Raw genomic sequence first — 17,508 nt, forward strand, 5'->3', positions numbered from 1 at the left:
CCCCGGCCAGGGTGGCGGGCCCTGCGTCGTCCGCCCGCACCTCGCGGCGGTCAGTCGATGGTGGGCTTCTCCAGGCGGTCGCTGCCGTTGCCCGCGGGCTTGGGCACGGAGCCGGGGGGATTGCCGTTCTGCGGGGCGAAGTTGCCGAAGGCGCCGCCGAGGCCCTTGAGGGCGTCGCCGATCTCGCTGGGGACGATCCAGAGCTTGTTGGCGTCGCCCTGGGCGATCTCCGGGAGCATCTTCAGGTACTGGTAGGCGAGGAGCTTCTGGTCCGCGTCTCCGGCGTGGATGGACTCGAAGACCGTGCGGATCGCCTGGGCCTCGCCCTCCGCGCGCAGGGCGGCGGCCTTGGCCTCACCTTCGGCGCGCAGGATCTGCGACTGCTTCTCGCCTTCCGCGCGCAGGATCTCGGACTGCCGGACGCCCTCGGCCTGGAGGATCGCGGCGCGCTTGTCGCGGTCGGCGCGCATCTGCTTCTCCATCGAGTCCTGGATGGAGGTGGGCGGTTCGATCGCCTTGAGCTCGACGCGGTTGACGCGGATGCCCCACTTGCCGGTGGCCTCGTCGAGGACGCCTCGCAGGGCGGCGTTGATCTCCTCGCGGGAGGTGAGGGTGCGCTCGAGGTCCATGCCGCCGATGATGTTGCGCAGCGTGGTGACGGTGAGCTGCTCGATGGCCTGGATGTAGCTGGCCACCTCGTAGGTCGCGGCGCGGGCGTCGGTGACCTGGTAGTAGATCACCGTGTCGATGTTCACGACCAGGTTGTCCTGGGTGATGACCGGCTGCGGCGGGAAGGGGACGACCTGTTCGCGCAGGTCGATGCGGTTGCGGATGGTGTCGATGAACGGCACCACGATGTTGAGGCCCGCGTTGAGGGTGCGGGTGTAGCGGCCGAAGCGCTCGACGATCGCGGCGCTGGCCTGCGGAATGACCTGGATGGTCTTGATCAGGGCGATGAAGACCAACACCACCAGAATGACCAGGACGATGATGACCGGTTCCATCGTGGCTCCCCGAACCCCTCTCGGCCGCGTCGTGCGCGGCGGATGCCGTGTTTGTCGATGATCTTCTGGCTCGAGTCTCCCAGACCCCGGTGACCTTCGGGGCGGGTTCCGGCCACTTGTCCGGACCTGCTGGGACGGCCGGCCTGTGCGGCCCGCGAACTCCCGCGCTGTTCAGGGCGGTTGGGAGGGGCGCGGGTCGGGTCGTCACATGACGACGGCGGTGGCTCCGTCGATGTCGACGACGTCCACCTCCTCCCCCGTCTCGAAGGTGCGGCCGGGTTCCAGGGCACGCGCCGACCAGACCTCACCGGCGAGCTTGACGCGTCCGCCCCGGGAGTCGACCCGTTCGAGCACGACGGCCTGGCGGCCGCGCAACGCGTCGATACCGGTGGAGAGTTGAGGTCGTTCCTTGTTCCGGGCGGCGATGGGGCGCACCACCGCGATCAGGGCGACGGAGACGACCACGAAGGCGCCCACCTGAAGCACGATGCCGCCGCCGAGGCTCCAGGCGACCGCCGCCGCGACCGCGCCGACGGCGAGCATCCCGAGTTCGGGCATCGCTGTGATCACCAGGGCGATGCCGAGCACCGCCGCCGCCACCAGCCACCAGACCCACGCGTCGATGTCCACAGGTGCATGGTAGGACCGCGCCCCCGTCGCGGACAGGGCGCGAACGGGGGCGTGGGAAAGGGCCTGTTGGGCGGGGCCGGCCGGCGCCCGGGCGAGCGGCCCGGGCGAGGGTCCTGCGCGAGGGTCCTAGGCGAGGGGCAGGCCGTGGGCGGTCCAGCGGTCGCCGACCTGCTCGACGACCAGGGGGAGCCCGAAGCAGTGGGAGAGGTTGCGGGAGGTGAGCTCGAGCTCGATGGGGCCGGCGGTCAGGACCTCGCCCTGGCGGATCATCAGGACGTGGGTGAAGCCGGGGGCGATCTCCTCGACGTGGTGGGTCACCATGATCATGGAGGGCGCGATCGGGTCGCGGGCCAGGCGGCCGAGGCGGCGCACCAGGTCCTCGCGGCCGCCGAGGTCGAGGCCGGCCGCGGGCTCGTCGAGGAGGAGCAGCTCGGGGTCGGTCATCAGGGCGCGGGCGATCAGGGTGCGCTTGCGCTCGCCCTCGGAGAGGGTGCCGAACTTGCGGTCGGCGTAGTCGCTCATGCCGAGGCGGTCGAGGAAGGCGACGGCGCGCTCCTTGTCGACGTCCTCGTACTCCTCCTGCCAGGCGGCGGTCATGCCGTAGGCGGCGGTGAGGACGGTCTGCAGGACCGTCTGGCGCTTGGGGAGCTTCTCCGCCATGCCGATGCCTGCCACGCCGATGCGGGGGCGCAGCTCGAAGACGTCCGTGCCGGGCCGGCCGAGGGTCTCGCCGAGGATCGTAGCGGTTCCCTTGCTCGGGTAGAGGTAGCTGGACGCGATGTTGAGCAGGGTGGTCTTGCCCGCGCCGTTGGGGCCGAGGATGACCCAGCGCTCGCCCTCCTTCACCGACCAGGAGACCCGGTCCACCAGAGCCCGGCCCTCGCGGACCACGGATACGTCCTCCAGCTCCAGAACATCGCTCATCAGCGCGCTGTCTCCCATTGCGTTCTCGGCCCGCCCCGTGGTGGCGGCGTCGGCCGGTGTGGCTGTCGTGTGCGCCGGCGGGCGCAGCCCTTTCGGAAAAATCTACGCCACCCGGTGTCCTGGGGAATCCAGTGGGACGGTCCTTAGGCTGGGCGCATGCTCACGGAACCACGTGCCGGGCGCCTGGCCGCCTGGGGAAACGCCCTTCTTGCCCATCTTGTCCCGCCTGATGACGCGGTGGCCGCGATTGTCGGGGACGACGCGTTGCACCGGGTGCGCGGGCTGCCCGGGGAGGACGGGGCGGTCGGCCTGTCGCTCGCCCTCGGGCGGCTGCGCGCGCTGGGGGCCACCGGTCTGCGGGTGGCGTTGCCCGCGCCGGGTCATCCGCTGGGCCTGAGCGGGCCGGCGGAGTTCAACGCGGCGGCGCTGGAGGCGGAGGAGGCGGTCGTCTGCCACGGGGTGGCGCTGGGGCTGGTGCCCGAGGTGCACGAGGCCGGGCCGGCGGGTGATGCCGGGGGCGCGGAGGACGTGCACGTGGAGGTGGTCTGGCACTGCCTGCCGGTGCGGGAGGCGCCGCCGGCCGACGTTCCCTCGCTCGGCGAGGCGGAGCGGGAGCTGGCGGAGGCGCTGCGGGAGGCGACGGAGGTGCTGACGCGGCTGGACGTGGCGGCGTCGGGACCGGTGGCCGAGGCGGCGCTGGACGCGTACCGGGCGCGGGCGGAGCGGTCGCAGGGGCAGGACGCGCTGGCGCCGGGGTATCCGCCGCGGGCGGCGCGGGTGCTGCGGCTGGCCGAGCGGGTGGGGCTGCTGGTCTCACTGGCGTACGAGAGGGGGCACGGGGGTGCGGTGAGCGCCGGGGAGATGGCGGCGCGGCGGGAGGCGTTGCGGCCGGTGGAGCGGACGGCCCGGCGGGCGATGGTCGCCGCGTACAACGCGGCGGTGGAGGAGCGCCACCGGGGGTGACGGCTCGAGCCGCGGTCGGCCCGGCGGCGCGGGCGGGCGACCCTCCGGCACGGGCGGGCGCGCCGGCCCCCGGCCGGGCCAGGGCGCTCCCCCTCCCCCGGCGCGACCCGGGTGGCCGGACACGGACGTGGGGTGGGTGGCCGGAAGCCGTTCCCACCCCACGGCCGTCGCGGCGGCCAGGGAGCCCCGGCAGCATCGGCGTGTGCCGGTCACTTCACGTCACCTCGCGCGCGTCGCCCCGGCCGGGCCGGCCCGGTGGTGGCCGGGTCAGCAGTTCCGGACGTGGTAGACGGGCGTCCAGTAGTAGCTGTCCCTGGCGGTGTAGGGCGCCGGGGTCGTGTAGTAGACGCCGCCGCTGCTGTTGTAGAAGGTCGCGCGGGTGCCCGGGGTCTGGTCGTTGATCCACGAGCCGTACCCGGCCCACGGCATGGAGCGCTTGGCGCAGGAGTACCAGTAGTAGTAGCTGCCCGAGTAGGTCTCCTGGCTGTAGGCGCAGAAGTAGCCGCTGTAGACCGCGCCGGTCAGGCACGGGTCGGCCGCCGCGGCCGTGCCGTTGCCGGCGGCGAAGTCCCGGGGCCGGTTCTCACCGGGGATGGCCACGAGGAGCGTGGCGCCGTTCAGGTCGATCTTGTTGAGGGCGACCTGCTTGCCGCCGGTCTTGTCGAGGTAGCGGTCGACCTCCTTCTTCAGCGCCTTGGTCTGGCCGGCCGTGAGGTGCGCGTCCTTGGCCTGCGCGGCGAACGGCGCGGCGGAGTCGGCCGCCGCCGCGCCCACCGGTGCGGCCGCCACCGTGGTGGCTCCCAGGCCCAGGAGGGCGCCGGCCGCGGCGACGGCGACCGTGAACAGACGACTGCGCATGAGTCCTCTCCTTCTGTCGGGCGCGGGCCCGGCGGGCTGCCGGTGCCGCGCGCTGCCCAGAAGACTCGCAGCGCCCCAATCGGACGGGCAAGGACATGTCATCAGACTCAAAACATGCTGGCCACAACGCGCACAAGGTACCGAGAATCAGGCATACGGCCGTGACGGGGGGAGAGCCATGGCACTCAGAGTGCACTTCAGTGCGGAGGATTTGTCCCGTATTCATACGCTTTCTTCGCCCGATCCGGGTTGGGAGATCACCCTCAGCGTGACGCAGCTGGCGAGCACCCGGGCGAGGGGGATCTTCGACCCGTGGCGTGCCGCGGCCAGGGCCCGGCTGCGGTCCCTGGGCGCGCCCCACGTGCGTCTGCTGCGCCGGCTGGCGCCCCCGGTGGGCGACTTCCCCGACTTCCTCACGCCGGCCCAGCCCGCGCCGTCGCTGGAGTCCACCGTCGACCTGGTGCTGTCCACGTCCAGGGAGCGATTACGCCGGGACCTGTCGGTGCTGGCCGGCCCTCCCGGTCCGCTCCGCCCTCTGGCGGACGCCGACCGGACGGCCCTGGCCACGCTCGGTGACGCCCTGCAGGGGTACTACCGCGCCGCCCTCGCACCCCTGTGGCCGCGTCTGCAGACGCTGGTGGACGTCGACCGGGCCCGGCGGGCCCGCGCGCTCATCGACCAAGGGGTGGAGGGACTGCTGAACAGCCTGGCGCCGACGCTGCGGTGGTCCTCCCCCGTGCTGGAGGCGGACTATCCGGTCGACCGCGACCTGCATCTGGGCGGGCGCGGCCTGCTCCTGGTGCCGTCGGTCTTCTGCTGGCGCACGCCCGTCACGCTCATCGACCCGGAGCTGCGCCCGGTCCTGGTGTACCCCGTGCCGCGGGGGCCCGGCTGGTGGCTCGCTCCGGCCGGGCACGGCGCCGGGGAGGCGGACCGGCTGGCCTGCCTGCTCGGGCACAGCAGGGCGGCCGCCCTGCGGGTCATCGAGGACGGCTGCACCACGGGCGAGCTGGCCCGGCGGATCGGCGTCACCGCCCCCGCCGCCAGCCGGCAGGCCACGATCCTGCGGGAGACGGGGCTCATCGTCTCCGTCCGCTCCCGCAACCGGGTGCTGCACACCCTCACCCCGCTGGGCACCGACCTGCTCTGCGCCAATCCGCACACGGCGGCCTCCCTGGCGTTCACCGGACCGCCGTGAACGCGGCACGGGGCCCGGTCCGGATCAGTCGGCGTCGTGGCGGACGGCCCAGAGGGCGGCCTGGGTGCGGTCGGAGACGTCGAGTTTCATCAGGATGTTGGAGACGTGGGTCTTCACCGTCTTCTCGCTCAGATAGAGGGAGCGGGCGATCTCGCGGTTGGAGCGGCCGTCGGCGATCAGGCCGAGGACGTCCCGCTCGCGGTCGGTGAGGGCGCCGCCGCGGCCCTCGCCGGAGCCGTTCTCCTGGGAGAGGAGTACCTCGGCGACCTCCGGCTGGAGGACGGTGTGGCCGGCGTGGACGGAGCGGATGGCCGCCGCGAGGGCGTCGGGGTCCACGTCCTTGTAGAGGTATCCGGTCGCGCCCGCCCGCAGCGCGGGGACCACGGTGCGGCGCTCGGTGAAGCTGGTGACCACCAGGACGCGGGCCGGGTTGCCCAGCGAGCGCAGGCGGCGCAGGGCCTCGATGCCGTCGGAGCCGGGCATCCGGATGTCCATCAGGACGACGTCGGGCCGCAGCTCCTCCGCGCGGGCGACGCCCTCCTCGCCGTCGCCGGCCTCGCCGACGACCTCGATGTCGTCCTGCACCTCCAGGAAGGTGCGCAGGCCGCGGCGGACCACCTGGTGGTCGTCGACGACCAGGACCTTGACCGGCTCAGCCACCGGGAACCTCCATCTCGACGACGGCGCCCTTCCCGGGCGCCGAGCTGACCGTGAGCGTGCCGCCCACGCCGGTGGCGCGGTCGCGCATGGACACCAGGCCCAGGTGGCGGCCGGCCCTCAGGACGCCTTCCGGCTCGAAGCCGCGGCCGTCGTCGGTGATCCGGAGCACGGCGCGAGGGCCCTCGCGCTCCAGGACGACGTCGACGTGGCGCGGGTCGCCGTGGCGCAGCGCGTTGTGCAGGGCCTCCTGGGCGACGCGCAGCAGCGCGGCCTCCTGCGGGGCGGGCAGGGCGCGCACGTCGTGGCTGGTGAAGGTGACGCGGGCGCTGTGGGCGCGGTCGAGGACCTGGACCTGGCTGCGCAGGGTGGCCACGAGTCCGTCCTCGTCGAGGGCGGCGGGGCGGAGCTCGATCACGGCGGCGCGCAGTTCCTCGGCGGCCTCGGCGGCCAGCGCCGCGACCTCCCCCATGGCGTCCGTGGCGCGGGAGGGGGCCCGGTCGACCAGGGTGGCGGCGGCCTGGGCGGTGAGGCGGAGGGAGAAGAGCTTCTGGCTGACGGCGTCGTGCAGCTCGTGGGCGAGCCGGGAGCGTTCCTCGGCGATGGTCAGCTCACGGCTGCGTTCGTAGAGGCGTGCGTTGGTGAGGGCGATGGCCGCGTGCTGGGCGAAGAGGGAGAGGAGTTCCTCGTCCTCCTCGGTGAAGCCGCACCGGGAGGCCGGGGCGGGCGGGCCGCCGCTCCGCTGCTCCGCGCTCTCCTTGTTCGCGAGGTAGAGGGCGCCGAGGATCTCGTCGCCGTCGCGGATCGGCATGCCGAGGAAGTCGGTCATCTCCGGGTGGGCGTCGGGCCAGCCCTCGAAGCGGGGGTCGGCGCGGACGTCGTCGAGGCGCTGCGGGCCCTCGTGGAGCATGGCGGCGAGGATGCCGTGCTGGCGCGGGAGCGGGCCGATGGCCTTCCAGGTCTGCTCGTCGACGCCGTCGACCACGAAGCGGGCGAAGCCTCCGCAGTGGTCGGGCACGCCGAGGGCGGCGTAGCGGGCGCCGAGCAGTTCCCGGGCGCGGGACACGATCGTCTTGAGGACGTCCCCCACCTCCAGGCGTCGGCTCATGGCCAGCAGTGCGTCGCTGACCGCGGCCAGGCCGGCGGGTGAGCGGGGGGCGGTCCCTTTGTCCATGGCGGTCACGCTACCGGCGGGCGGGAGGGGCGGGGATCGGTCCCGGGGACCGGTTCCGGGTCGGTCGCGGGTCCCGGGCCGCCCTCGGATTTCACTGACGCAACGCATTGCGCAAGCAACTCTGCGTGAGTCGGCACGGGGTGCCGTGTGAGGCCGTCCACGAGACCCCCGTCACTTACGAAGGATGATAGGAGACAAGTAGGACATTCCTCTGTCCACTGAACAGGCTCTACGTCATCGTCTGTCCCGTTTTGCCGGATACGTTCTCCTATCCGGGATCGTAGATCACATGATTGCCAGGCCATTTTGCGATCGCTAAGAATTGCTCATGTCGCTCACCGCGGCGGATTCGTCCGCAGCGAAGAGACGCCCCTCGGGTGCACTTCCGTCCGGCTCGTCCGGACAGTCCGAACCCCCGGACGCCGAGCGACCTCCGCGCAACGAATGAGGTTCCATGCCGAAGTTCAACCTTTCCGCTTATCGCACCGCCGTCACCAAGAAGCAGATGCAGAAGATCGGCATCGCCGGTGCCGGCGCCCTGAGCGCCGCGGCTCTCGCCTTCACCGTTGTTCCGGCCGACGCCGAGACGACCACCAACGAGGCCGGCCAGGCCGCGTCCGTGGTCTACAGCGCCGACCAGATCAAGAACGTGAAGGCCAACGTCGCCGACCAGGCCGCGGGTGCGAGCGTGAAGGCCGAGGCCGTCGCCGCCAAGCAGGCGGAGCAGAAGGCCGAGGAGAAGAAGGCCGCCGACGAGGCCGCTGCCAAGAAGGCCGCTGCCGACCAGGCCGCCAAGGAGCGCGAGGCCAAGGAGGCCGCCAGCCGTTCCGCCGCCCGTCCGGTCGCCAAGCCGGTCGAGGCGAAGAAGGTCTACGCGAACAACCTGGACGGTTGGATCCGCGAGGCCCTCGACATCATGGACAAGAACGACATCCCCGGTTCGTACCACGGGCTGTACAAGAACATCATCCGTGAGTCCTCGGGCAACCCGAAGGCGATCAACCTCTGGGACATCAACGCCCAGAACGGCATCCCGTCCAAGGGCCTGCTGCAGGTCATCCCGCCGACCTTCGAGACGTACCACGTCAAGGGCACGCCCGACGACATCTACCACCCGGTGGCCAACATCGTGGCCGCGGCCAACTACGCCGCCGACCGCTACGGCACCATCGACAACGTCAACAGCGCGTACTGAGGCAGGCGCGGACCTCTGAGCGAGCATCGCTGACACGTTGAAAGGGCGGCACCCCCACGGGGGTGCCGCCCTTGCGTCATGTCCGGGCCCGCCTCGGCGGCGGCTCCGGCCGGATCACTTGCGCATGACCTCCGGCTCGTGGCGGCGCAGGAAGCGCGCCACGAAGAAGCCGCAGATCACGCCGAGACCGATGAGCGCGATCATGTCCAGCGACCAGGTGCCGAGGGTGTTCTCCCACAGCGGGTCGTTGTCCGCGCCGGCCTCCGGCGGGGCGATCCGGTTGAAGTCCAGCGTGGCGCCCGCGGCCGCGACCGCCCAGCGGGACGGCATCAGGTACGAGAACTCGTTGACGCCGAGCGTGCCGTGCAGGGCGAAGAGGCAGCCCGTGAACACCACCTGGATGATCGCGAACATCACCAGCAGCGGCATGGTCTTCTCGGCGGTCTTCACCAGCGCCGAGATGATCAGGCCGAACATCATCGAGGTGAAGCCCAGACCCATGATCGGCAGCGAGAGCTCGATCAGCGTCGAGTCGCCGAGCAGCAGGCCCTCGGCGGGGATGTCGCGGCTCGCGAAGCCGATCACGCCGACCAGCAGGCCCTGGAACACGGTGATCATGCCGAGCACGAAGACCTTGGACATCAGGTACGCCGACCGGGACAGGCCGGTGGCCCTCTCCCGCTCGTAGATCACCCGCTCCTTGATCAGCTCGCGCACCGAGTTGGCGGCGCCCGCGAAGCAGGCGCCGACCGCCAGGATCAGCAGGACCGTGGTGGCGGTGCCGTTGGGCACGATCCGCCCGGTCTGCGGGTGCAGCGGGTTGGGCAGCAGGCCGCGGTCCGGGTTGATGAGCAGGCTCACCGCGCCGATGACGGCCGGCAGCAGCACCATCAGCGCCAGGAAGCCGCGGTCCGAGACGATCACCGAGGTGTAGCGGCGGACCAGTGTCACGAACTGGGAGAACCAGCTCTGCGGCTTGGGCGGCCGGATCGCCTGCGGCGGCGGCATGTGCACCGGCTGCGGGGCGACGGCGTCGATGTCCGCGGCGTACGTCTGGTAGTGCTGCGAGCCCTTCCAGCGGCCCGCCCAGTCGTAGTCGCGGTAGTTCTCGAACGCGGAGAAGACGTCGGCCCAGGTGGTGTAGCCGAAGAAGTTGAGCGCCTCGTCCGGCGGGCCGAAGTAGGCCACCGCGCCGCCGGGCGCCATCACCAGGAGCTTGTCGCAGATGGCCAGCTCGGCCACCGAGTGGGTGACCACCAGCACGGTGCGGCCGTCGTCGGCGAGGCCGCGCAGCAGCTGCATCACGTCGCGGTCCATGCCCGGGTCGAGGCCGGAGGTCGGCTCGTCCAGGAAGATCAGCGACGGCTTGGTCAGCAGCTCCAGCGCCACCGACACGCGCTTGCGCTGGCCTCCGGAGAGCGAGGTGACCTTCTTGTCCTTGTGGATGTCGAGCTTCAGCTCGCGCAGCACCTCGTCGATCCGGGCGGCGCGCTCGGCGGACGTGGTGTCCGCGGGGAAGCGCAGCTTGGCCGCGTAGCCGAGGGCCTTCTTGACGGTGAGCTCCTTGTGCAGGATGTCGTCCTGCGGCACCAGACCGATGCGCTGGCGGAGCTCGGCGAACTGCTTGTACAGGTTCCGGTTGTCGTAGAGCACGTCGCCCTGGTCGGCGGGCCGGTAGCCGGTCAGCGCCTTGAGCAGGGTGGACTTGCCGGAGCCGGAGGGGCCGATCACGGCGATCAGCGACTTCTCGGGGACGGCGAACGAGACGTCCTTGAGGATCTGCTTGCCGCCGTCGACGGTGACGGTCAGGTGGCGGGCCGAGAAGCTGACCTCGCCGGTGTCGACGAACTCCTCCAGCCGGTCGCCGACCAGGCGGAACGTCGAGTGGCCCACACCGACGACGTCCATCGGGCCGAGCAGCCGGTTGCCGCCCTTGGGTATGGGCTGGCCGTTGACGTAGGTGCCGTTGTGCGAGCCGAGGTCGCGGATCTCGAAGCGGCCGTCGGGGGTGGCGTGGAACTCGGCGTGGTGCCGGGAGACCTGCAGGTCGGAGACAACCAGCTCGTTCTCCAGGGCGCGGCCGATACGCATCACCCGGCCGAGGGAGAACTCGTGGAACGTGGTCGGGCTGCGCTCCGCGTAGATCGGCTGGGCGCCGCCGGGGCCGGCCTGGGGCACGGCCTCCGGAGGCACGGAGGGGCCCGCGCCCTGCTGGGGGAACGGCGCGGGCGCCTGGTGGGGCACCGAGGGCTGCTGGGGACCCCAGCCTCCGCCCTGCGCGGGCTGGGCCTGCGGGGCCTGACCCGGGAAGGGCTGGGCGTGCGGCGCGGCCTGCGGGGCCTGTGCGTGCGGTGCGTGCACCTGCGGGGCCTGTGCGTGCGGCGCGTGCGCCTGGGCCTGATGGGCCGCGGGGGCGGGCGCGGCGGACGGGGTCAGCCGCGGGCCGTCGACCGCGTTGCCGAGGTGCACCGGGGCGCCGGGTTCCAGACGCGTCTGCTGGACGCGCTGCCCCTGCACCCAGGTGCCGTTGGTGGACCCGTGGTCCTCCAGCACCCAGCCGCCGTCGGCGTGACGGACCGTCGCGTGGCGCCAGGAGACCCTGGCGTCCTCGAGCACCACGTCCCCCTGCGGGTCCCGGCCGATCGTGTAGGACCTGGACGAATCGAGCGTCCAGGTCCGTCCGTTGATTTCGAGTACGAGTTCTGGCACTCCATGCCCCACTGAGTTGTCCCCCGAATTGGCCCCCGACACAGGGAGTCCAGGGATGTCTGACGTCCGGGGGCACTATCCCAGGCCGTACGGGGCTATCGGAAGCCGGACCCCTGGACAGGTACGGAATCGGCACGGTTCCGGGGCGGGCCGACGGCGCCAAACCGGGTCCAACCGCGCGCACGGGACGCTTCACCCCCTCCCGCCCCCCGTGGGCGGCGCGGCTTCCCTCCCCTCCCGGGGCGTCCGGGTGGCGGACCGGTGGGGCGGTGGGGGCGGCGGGGCGGCTACGGTGGGAGGACCATGAGCGCTGCGCAGAACTCCGACGCCCCCACTCTCCTCGTCAAGATCTTCGGCAAGGACCGCCCCGGGACCACCGCCGGTCTGTTCGAGACCCTCACCGCCTACCGGGTCGACGTCGTCGACATCGAGCAGGTCGTCATCCGCGGCCGGATGGTGCTCTGCGCCCTGGTCACCCAGCCGCCCGCCGGGCAGGAGGGCGACCTGCGGGCCGCCGTCCACAGCTGGGCGGGGTCGGTGAAGATGGAGGCCGAGATCCTCTCCGGCACCGGCGACAACCGCCCCCGCGGCAGCGGCCGCTCCATCGTCACCGTGCTGGGCAACCCGCTGACCGCCGAGCAGACCGCCGCCATCGCCTCCCGGACCACCGCCACGGGCGGCAACATCGACCGCATCTTCCGCCTGGCCAAGTACCCGGTCACCGCTGTCGAGTTCGCGGTCTCCGGCGTCGCGACGGAGTCCCTGCGCACCGCGCTGGCGACCGAGGCCGCCGCGCTCGGCGTGGACATCGCCGTGGTCTCCGCGGGCCTGCACCGCCGCGCACAGCGGCTGGTGGTGATGGACGTGGACTCCACGCTCATCCAGGACGAGGTGATCGAGCTGTTCGCGGCCCACGCCGGCTGCGAGGAGAAGGTCGCGGAGGTGACGGCGGCCGCGATGCGCGGCGAGCTGGACTTCGAGCAGTCGCTGCACGCCCGGGTCGCCCTGCTGGAGGGCCTGGACGCCTCGGTGGTGGACAAGGTGCGCAGCGAGGTGCGGCTGACGCCGGGCGCGCGCACCCTGGTGCGTACCCTGAAGCGGCTGGGCTACCAGGTGGGCGTGGTGTCGGGCGGCTTCACCCAGGTCACCGACGACCTGAAGGAGCGCCTGGGCCTGGACTTCGCGCAGGCCAACACGCTGGAGATCGTCGACGGGCGGCTGACCGGCCGGGTGATCGGCGAGGTCGTCGACCGGGCGGGCAAGGCGCGGCTGCTGCGTCGGTTCGCGGCCGAGGCGGGCGTGCCGCTGGCCCAGACGGTCGCGATCGGCGACGGGGCGAACGACCTGGACATGCTGAACACGGCGGGTCTGGGCGTCGCCTTCAACGCCAAGCCGGTGGTCCGCGAGGCGGCCCACACGGCGGTGAACGTGCCCTTCCTCGACACGGTGCTGTACCTGCTGGGGATCAGCCGCGAGGAGGTCGAGGCGGCCGACGGCGGCGGCCTCGTCGAGCACTGAGGGCCGCGGGCCTCGGGAGACGTCATGGCGCGCCGCGCCGGGCAGGTGACCCGCGCGGCGCGCCGTCGCTCACTTGGAGGGCGCCCAGTAGTCGCTGAGCGTGCACACGCCGGGCTCCAGGGTCTTCCAGGAGCCGTTGAAGGTGAGGACCGCGTAGGCGGCGGTGGGGAAGCCGCGCCGGACCATGCGGTCCCGGGCGTCGCCCTCGGCGGAGCCGGCGAGCACCTCGGTGAGCCCGTGCATGCCGGGGTTGTGGCCGATCATGAGGACGTTGCGCACCTCGTCGGGCGTCTCGTTCAGCACCGCGACGAGCTGGCCGGGCGTCGCCTCGTAGATCCGCTCCTCGTAGACCGTGCGGGGCCGCCGGGGGAACTCATGGACGGCGAGCTTCCACGTCTCACGGGTGCGGGCGGCGGTGGAGCACAGGGCCAGGTCGAGGGGGACGCCGGAGTCGGCGAGCTTGCGCCCGGCGACCGGGGCGTCCATGCGCCCCCGCTCGGCGAGCGGCCGTTCGTGGTCGGCGACCTCGGGCCAGTCGGCCTTGGCGTGCCGGAAGAGGACGATCGTGCGGGGTTCTGCGACGCTCATGGATCCCAGCTTGGCATGAAAAAGGCGGCACGTCGCAGGGAGTTGGCAGGCGTCACCGCACCGGGTCGGAGGAGGGCCTCAGCGGCCCGCGAATTGCGCCAGCCGGGTGAACAGCTCGGCGGGGCCCGGGCCCGCGGCCGGGTCGGAGACCAGCAGGAGCAGCGACACGAAGGCGAGCACCGGCAGGACCACGCCCCACCAGGGCAGCCTCGCGGCGGCGCCGTCGCCCGGCGCCGGAGCGGGGCAGGAGGTCGTCGTACGGACCGGCATGATGCCTCCGGATGCTGTAGGGCGCGTCCCGGCCCTCGTCGGGCCGGTGGCCTTCCCAGGGCCACGTCCTCGACGCTACGCACCGGGGGCCCCGCGTCACATCCGGTGATCCACCCATTCGACCCTGAGGACCGTCCCCTAGGGGATGGGGGGACAGCCCTACCCCCGGCCGCGCGAGACGGCCGGACCGGTCGGGACAGGTCGCGGCCACGGGCGGCCCGGAGGCCGTGGCCGGCCGGGCGAACCAGGTCGGGGCGGTCCGGTCAGTGCGGTCCGGTCAGGGGGCGGCGATCGTGGCGATCACGCCGATGATCACCATGATGAGCAGGAACGAGCCGAGGACGAGCAGCAGCTTCTTCTGGCCGTTCTGGGGGTTCGGGTCGAGCACCATGGCCCCAGTCTCCCATCCCGGCGGAGCCCGCCTCCGGCCGGGGCGTCAGCGGGTCGCGGCGGTCGCGGCGGTCCCGGGCTCCTCGCGGGGGCCGAGTTCGTCCTCGATCGTGCTGTTCCGGCCGGCCAGGACGCCGAAGAGCATCTGCGGGATCATCAGGGCGGCCATCAGCGAGAGCGGCAGGCCCCAGCCGCCGCTGTGCTGGTAGAGGACGCCGACCAGCACCGGGCCGGGGATGGAGATCAGGTAGCCCGTGCTCTGGGCGAACGCGGAGAGGCGGCCCACACCCTCGCCGGTCCGGGCGCGCATGCCGACCATGGTGAGGGCGAGCGGGAAGGCGCAGTTGGCGATGCCCAGCAGGAGCGCCCAGAGCCAGGCTCCGGCCGCCGGGGCGATGATCAGGCCGGCGTAACCGGCGAGCCCGCTGATGCCCAGGGCGACGACCATCGGGCCCTGGTGGGGCAGGCGGGCGGCCAGCCGGGGGATGACGAAGGACAGCGGGACGCCCATCACCATGCTGACGGCGAGCAGCACCCCGGCCGTCCCGGCGGAGACGCCGGCGTCGCGGAAGATCTGGGCGAGCCAGCCCATCGTGACGTAGGCACAGGTGCCCTGGAGGCCGAAGAAGACGGCGAGGGCCCAGGCGGTGCGACTGCGGGTGATGCTGCGCATCGGCGGGCGGGCCGCGGCGGGCGCCGCCGCACCGGCGTGGCCCCGCACGGCGGGAACACCGCGGGTTCCGCCCGAACGGCCGCGGAGGCCCGGACGGCCGGTGGCGGCGGCCCGGTCGCGCACCAGCGGGAGCCAGGCGAGGACGGCGGCCACGGCGAGCAGCGACCAGGCGGCCAGGCCCAGGCGCCAGTCGCCGCCGAGGGCGCCGGTCAGCGGCACGGTGAACGCGGCCGCCGAGGAGGTGCCGAGGGCCAGGGCCATCGAGTAGAGGCCGGTCATGGGCCCGACGCGGTCGGGGAAGCGTTCCTTGACGATGACCGGCATGAGGATGTTGCCGACCGCGATGCCCATCAACGCCAGCGCGGTGGCGGCGAGCAGCCCGGCGGTGGAGCCCGCCCAGGGGCGGATCAGCAGTCCGGCCGCGACGGCGGCCATGCCGGCGCAGACCACCGCGGCGGCGCCGAAACGGCGGGCCAGGCGGGGCGCGGCGACGCCGAAGACGGCGAAGCAGAGGGAGGGCACGGAGGTGAGCAGTCCGGCCACCGAGCCGCTCATGCCGAAGCCGTCGCGGACCTCCTCGAGCAGGGCGCCGAGGCTGGTGACGGCGGGGCGCAGGTTGAGCGCCGCCAGCACGACGGCGGCCACCAGCAGCTGGGTGCGCCAGGCCGGGACCGCGGCGGGAGCGTCGCCGCTCGGGGTGACCGGCCGCCGGGCCGGGATCTCGGTCGCCTCGCGTGAGGCAGTGCGCCCATCAGACATACGCCCATCATAGAATCATGGGATGATTGGCTGTCCAGTCCGTCCGGCTCCCGGCCGGCCCGCCTCGTGCGAAGGTGTGCCATGCCTTTGACCCACCCCCGTCGCTCGGCGCTGTCCGAACAGGTCATCGCGGCCCTGCGGACGCAGATCACCTCCGGCGAGTGGCCCGTCGGCTCACGGATCCCCACCGAGCCCGAGCTGGTCGAGCAGCTGGGCGTGGCCCGCAACACCGTCCGCGAGGCGGTGCGGGCGCTCGCCCACAACGGTCTGCTGGACATCCGGCAGGGGTCGGGCACCTACGTGGTGGCCACGAGCGAGCTGGCGGGCGTGATGCACCGCCGTTTCGCGGACGCCGATCCGCGGCATGTCGCCGAGTTGCGTTCCTCCCTGGAGGCGAGCGCCGCGTCGCTGGCCGCCGAGCGCCGCACCGAGCGGGACCTGCGCCAGCTGGAGGCGCTGCTGGCGCGCCGGGAGGAGGCGTGGCGGTCCGGGGAGATCGAGGCGTTCGTGACGGCCGACACCGGCTTCCACATGGCGGTGGTGGCGGCGTCCCACAACGACGTGATGACCGCGCTGTACGCGGACCTCGGGGAGGTGCTGCGGGAATGGCTGCGCGGGGACGTGGGGGTCGCCCTCACGCCGGAGACGTACATGGACCACGCCCCGCTGGTGGAGGCCATCCGGGACGGCGACGCGGAGACGGCGGCGCGGGAGGCGGCGAGCTATCCGCTGTCCTGCCGTCCGGGGCGCACGGACTGACCGGGCGACCGGACTGACCGGGCGGCGGGAGCGGCCGGGCGGCGGGAGCGCCGGGCGGCGGAGGCGGCCGACGGGTTCTACGGTCGGGGTATGGCGCTTTCCAAGGACGAACGTGAGGCGTTCCTGTCGGAGCCGTTGACGGCGACGCTGGGTGTGGCGGCGGGACCGGGGCGGGGGCCGCTGCTGGTGCCGCTCTGGTACGGGTACGAGCCGGGCGGGCTGCCGTGGATCCTGACCGGGCGCGACTCGCGCAAGGCGGCGCTGATCGCCGAGACGGGACGGTTCTCGCTGCTGGTGCAGCGGCTGACGCCGACGGTGCGGTACGTGTCGGTGGAGGGGCCGGTCGTCGAGTCGCTCACCGCGACGGCGGAGCACGTGCGGGAGATCGCGGGACGGTACCTGCCCGGGGCGGCGCTCGAGCAGTACCTGGCGTCCCCGGCGGCGGTGGAGGAGTCGGTGGTGCTGCGGATCCGCCCGCAGCGGTGGACGTCGTCGGACCTCGGCTCCTGGTAGCCGGCGGGACGAGACCCGCGGGACGGGCCAGGCCGGGTCGACGTCAGAGCGCGCGGTGGCTGACCCAGGCCGAGGTGACCTCCTTCCAGCAGCGGCCGGTGAGGTCGGCGGCGCGGGCCGGGGTGACGTCGGCGGGGGCGCCGTCGGTGTCGACGTCCCACCAGCGGGCGCACTCGACGTGGAGGCGGACGCGGTCCGTGCGGGAGTTGGGGTTGTGGCAGTGGGCGGTCACCGTCGAGCCGGTGACCTTCACGGTGCAGTCGGCGCCGGCCTCCGCGGAGGCGGGGGTCGGGGCGGCGGGGGCGAGCACGGCGAGGGCGGCGGCGGTCAGGGCCGCGGGGGTGGTGCGGCGGGGGGTCATCGCGCCTCCCGGGGGTGGAGTACATCCCCAGGCTGCCGCGTGCGGGGGTGCGCGGCCCTTCCGGGTCCGCCGGGCGGGTGACGGTTCGCTCGGGGGCCGGACCTCGCGAGACACGGCGTGCCGCGCGTGCGGGCGGCCTGGCCCCCTCCCCGGACCGGCGGCACGCAGGTGCGTGGGGCCCGTTGATGCCCTGCCGACCCCCTGCGGAGCGATCCGCCCCGTCCGTACGCACCGCCCTGCGCCCGCCCGTGCCGCCCCCTGGGCGGCCCAGCCGCCCGCAGGGGGAACAGGCACGGCCGCCCCCGGGTGAGGCTGACCCGGGCACCCCGGGAGGGCGCAACCCCGGGAACGCCGCTGCCCCGCGC

18 protein-coding genes are annotated in these 17,508 nt (G+C 73.1%); 6 read left to right on the forward strand and 12 right to left on the reverse strand.

Features of this window, described 5'->3' with window-relative positions; translation table 11 throughout:
* Window positions 1-50: 50 nt before the first annotated feature.
* The 3 genes from ACFRAV_RS29530 to ACFRAV_RS29540 all read right to left on the reverse strand — a co-directional run bounded on the left by ACFRAV_RS29530 (window position 51) and on the right by ACFRAV_RS29540 (window position 2,558).
* The gene (locus ACFRAV_RS29530) at window positions 51-1,004 is read right to left on the reverse strand and encodes an SPFH domain-containing protein (protein ID WP_351118125.1); all 954 of its coding nucleotides are present in this window, start codon (window positions 1,002-1,004) and stop codon (window positions 51-53) included.
* A 204-nt stretch (window positions 1,005-1,208) separates the two neighbouring features.
* Window positions 1,209-1,634 (reverse strand): NfeD family protein, encoded by a 426-nt coding sequence (locus ACFRAV_RS29535; RefSeq protein ID WP_382560117.1) that lies wholly within the window; start codon window positions 1,632-1,634, stop codon window positions 1,209-1,211.
* Between the two features lie 126 nt (window positions 1,635-1,760).
* Window positions 1,761-2,558: an ABC transporter ATP-binding protein gene (locus ACFRAV_RS29540; protein ID WP_351118127.1), complete on the reverse strand. Its 798-nt coding sequence runs from the start codon at window positions 2,556-2,558 to the stop codon at window positions 1,761-1,763.
* A 156-nt stretch (window positions 2,559-2,714) separates the two neighbouring features.
* Here ACFRAV_RS29540 and ACFRAV_RS29545 point away from each other — a divergent pair, with 156 nt between their 5' ends.
* Window positions 2,715-3,521: a hypothetical protein gene (locus tag ACFRAV_RS29545; RefSeq protein WP_382560121.1), complete on the forward strand. Its 807-nt coding sequence runs from the start codon at window positions 2,715-2,717 to the stop codon at window positions 3,519-3,521.
* Window positions 3,522-3,788: 267 nt separating this feature from the next.
* Here the strand turns inward: ACFRAV_RS29545 and ACFRAV_RS29550 are convergent, their stop codons facing one another.
* The gene (locus tag ACFRAV_RS29550; RefSeq protein ID WP_382560123.1) at window positions 3,789-4,379 is read right to left on the reverse strand and encodes a hypothetical protein; all 591 of its coding nucleotides are present in this window, start codon (window positions 4,377-4,379) and stop codon (window positions 3,789-3,791) included.
* A gap of 268 nt (window positions 4,380-4,647) precedes the next feature.
* Here ACFRAV_RS29550 and ACFRAV_RS29555 point away from each other — a divergent pair, with 268 nt between their 5' ends.
* A complete protein-coding gene (locus tag ACFRAV_RS29555) occupies window positions 4,648-5,577 on the forward strand; it encodes an ArsR/SmtB family transcription factor (RefSeq protein ID WP_382560126.1) in 930 nt (309 codons plus the stop codon).
* A gap of 24 nt (window positions 5,578-5,601) precedes the next feature.
* Here ACFRAV_RS29555 and ACFRAV_RS29560 read toward each other — a convergent pair whose 3' ends face one another.
* Both ACFRAV_RS29560 and ACFRAV_RS29565 read right to left on the reverse strand, forming a co-directional pair.
* Window positions 5,602-6,237: a response regulator gene (locus tag ACFRAV_RS29560; RefSeq protein WP_382560128.1), complete on the reverse strand. Its 636-nt coding sequence runs from the start codon at window positions 6,235-6,237 to the stop codon at window positions 5,602-5,604.
* Window positions 6,230-7,408, reverse strand: a complete 1,179-nt coding sequence (locus tag ACFRAV_RS29565; protein ID WP_382560131.1) for a GAF domain-containing sensor histidine kinase — start codon at window positions 7,406-7,408, stop codon at window positions 6,230-6,232. The genes ACFRAV_RS29560 and ACFRAV_RS29565 overlap by 8 nt, the downstream gene beginning before the upstream one ends.
* A gap of 454 nt (window positions 7,409-7,862) precedes the next feature.
* On the opposite strand from ACFRAV_RS29565, the gene ACFRAV_RS29570 reads away from it, so the two are divergent.
* Window positions 7,863-8,603 carry a transglycosylase SLT domain-containing protein gene (locus tag ACFRAV_RS29570; RefSeq protein WP_382560134.1) on the forward strand — a complete coding sequence of 247 codons (741 nt, stop codon included), beginning with the start codon at window positions 7,863-7,865 and terminating at the stop codon, window positions 8,601-8,603.
* A gap of 114 nt (window positions 8,604-8,717) precedes the next feature.
* Here the strand turns inward: ACFRAV_RS29570 and ACFRAV_RS29575 are convergent, their stop codons facing one another.
* The gene (locus tag ACFRAV_RS29575) at window positions 8,718-11,312 is read right to left on the reverse strand and encodes an FHA domain-containing protein (protein ID WP_382560137.1); all 2,595 of its coding nucleotides are present in this window, start codon (window positions 11,310-11,312) and stop codon (window positions 8,718-8,720) included.
* Between the two features lie 303 nt (window positions 11,313-11,615).
* Between ACFRAV_RS29575 and serB the strand changes: the two genes are divergently transcribed.
* Window positions 11,616-12,830, forward strand: a complete 1,215-nt coding sequence (gene serB / locus ACFRAV_RS29580) for a phosphoserine phosphatase SerB (protein WP_382560140.1) — start codon at window positions 11,616-11,618, stop codon at window positions 12,828-12,830.
* Window positions 12,831-12,899: 69 nt separating this feature from the next.
* Here serB and ACFRAV_RS29585 read toward each other — a convergent pair whose 3' ends face one another.
* The 4 genes from ACFRAV_RS29585 to ACFRAV_RS29600 form a co-directional block, all read right to left on the reverse strand.
* Entirely contained in the window at window positions 12,900-13,418 is a 519-nt protein-coding gene (locus tag ACFRAV_RS29585) for a SixA phosphatase family protein (protein WP_382560142.1), read from the reverse strand.
* A gap of 78 nt (window positions 13,419-13,496) precedes the next feature.
* Window positions 13,497-13,688, reverse strand: coding sequence for a hypothetical protein (locus ACFRAV_RS29590; RefSeq protein WP_382560145.1), 192 nt, complete (start codon window positions 13,686-13,688; stop codon window positions 13,497-13,499).
* Window positions 13,689-13,965: 277 nt separating this feature from the next.
* Window positions 13,966-14,079 (reverse strand): SGM_5486 family transporter-associated protein, encoded by a 114-nt coding sequence (locus tag ACFRAV_RS29595; protein WP_290429745.1) that lies wholly within the window; start codon window positions 14,077-14,079, stop codon window positions 13,966-13,968.
* 45 nt (window positions 14,080-14,124) lie between these two features.
* On the reverse strand, window positions 14,125-15,510 hold the full coding sequence (locus ACFRAV_RS29600) for a CynX/NimT family MFS transporter (protein ID WP_382560148.1): 1,386 nt from the start codon (window positions 15,508-15,510) through the stop codon (window positions 14,125-14,127).
* 81 nt (window positions 15,511-15,591) lie between these two features.
* Between ACFRAV_RS29600 and ACFRAV_RS29605 the strand changes: the two genes are divergently transcribed.
* Both ACFRAV_RS29605 and ACFRAV_RS29610 read left to right on the forward strand, forming a co-directional pair.
* Window positions 15,592-16,269, forward strand: a complete 678-nt coding sequence (locus ACFRAV_RS29605) for a FadR/GntR family transcriptional regulator (protein ID WP_382560151.1) — start codon at window positions 15,592-15,594, stop codon at window positions 16,267-16,269.
* Between the two features lie 90 nt (window positions 16,270-16,359).
* A complete protein-coding gene (locus tag ACFRAV_RS29610) occupies window positions 16,360-16,782 on the forward strand; it encodes a pyridoxamine 5'-phosphate oxidase family protein (protein ID WP_382560154.1) in 423 nt (140 codons plus the stop codon).
* Window positions 16,783-16,825: 43 nt separating this feature from the next.
* Here ACFRAV_RS29610 and ACFRAV_RS29615 read toward each other — a convergent pair whose 3' ends face one another.
* A complete protein-coding gene (locus ACFRAV_RS29615; RefSeq protein ID WP_382560157.1) occupies window positions 16,826-17,143 on the reverse strand; it encodes a hypothetical protein in 318 nt (105 codons plus the stop codon).
* Between the last annotated feature and the right edge of the window lie 365 nt (window positions 17,144-17,508).

The organism is Streptomyces sp. NPDC056600, assembly GCF_042792855.1.
In the GTDB taxonomy this organism is placed as follows: Bacteria; Actinomycetota; Actinomycetes; order Streptomycetales; family Streptomycetaceae; genus Streptomyces.

Excerpts from the sequence above, each read along its gene's own strand:
- ACFRAV_RS29530 (WP_351118125.1), bottom strand. The coding sequence starts at position 1,004 with ATGGAACCGGTCATCATCGTCCTGGTCATTCTGGTGGTGTTGGTCTTC.
- ACFRAV_RS29540 (WP_351118127.1), bottom strand. The coding sequence starts at position 2,558 with ATGAGCGATGTTCTGGAGCTGGAGGACGTATCCGTGGTCCGCGAGGGC.
- ACFRAV_RS29545 (WP_382560121.1), top strand. The coding sequence starts at position 2,715 with ATGCTCACGGAACCACGTGCCGGGCGCCTGGCCGCCTGGGGAAACGCC.
- ACFRAV_RS29550 (WP_382560123.1), bottom strand. The coding sequence starts at position 4,379 with ATGCGCAGTCGTCTGTTCACGGTCGCCGTCGCCGCGGCCGGCGCCCTC.
- ACFRAV_RS29565 (WP_382560131.1), bottom strand. The coding sequence starts at position 7,408 with ATGGACAAAGGGACCGCCCCCCGCTCACCCGCCGGCCTGGCCGCGGTC.
- ACFRAV_RS29570 (WP_382560134.1), top strand. The coding sequence starts at position 7,863 with ATGCCGAAGTTCAACCTTTCCGCTTATCGCACCGCCGTCACCAAGAAG.
- serB (WP_382560140.1), top strand. The coding sequence starts at position 11,616 with ATGAGCGCTGCGCAGAACTCCGACGCCCCCACTCTCCTCGTCAAGATC.
- ACFRAV_RS29585 (WP_382560142.1), bottom strand. The coding sequence starts at position 13,418 with ATGAGCGTCGCAGAACCCCGCACGATCGTCCTCTTCCGGCACGCCAAG.
- ACFRAV_RS29590 (WP_382560145.1), bottom strand. The coding sequence starts at position 13,688 with ATGCCGGTCCGTACGACGACCTCCTGCCCCGCTCCGGCGCCGGGCGAC.
- ACFRAV_RS29595 (WP_290429745.1), bottom strand. The coding sequence starts at position 14,079 with ATGGTGCTCGACCCGAACCCCCAGAACGGCCAGAAGAAGCTGCTGCTC.
- ACFRAV_RS29600 (WP_382560148.1), bottom strand. The coding sequence starts at position 15,510 with ATGTCTGATGGGCGCACTGCCTCACGCGAGGCGACCGAGATCCCGGCC.
- ACFRAV_RS29605 (WP_382560151.1), top strand. The coding sequence starts at position 15,592 with ATGCCTTTGACCCACCCCCGTCGCTCGGCGCTGTCCGAACAGGTCATC.
- ACFRAV_RS29610 (WP_382560154.1), top strand. The coding sequence starts at position 16,360 with ATGGCGCTTTCCAAGGACGAACGTGAGGCGTTCCTGTCGGAGCCGTTG.
- ACFRAV_RS29615 (WP_382560157.1), bottom strand. The coding sequence starts at position 17,143 with ATGACCCCCCGCCGCACCACCCCCGCGGCCCTGACCGCCGCCGCCCTC.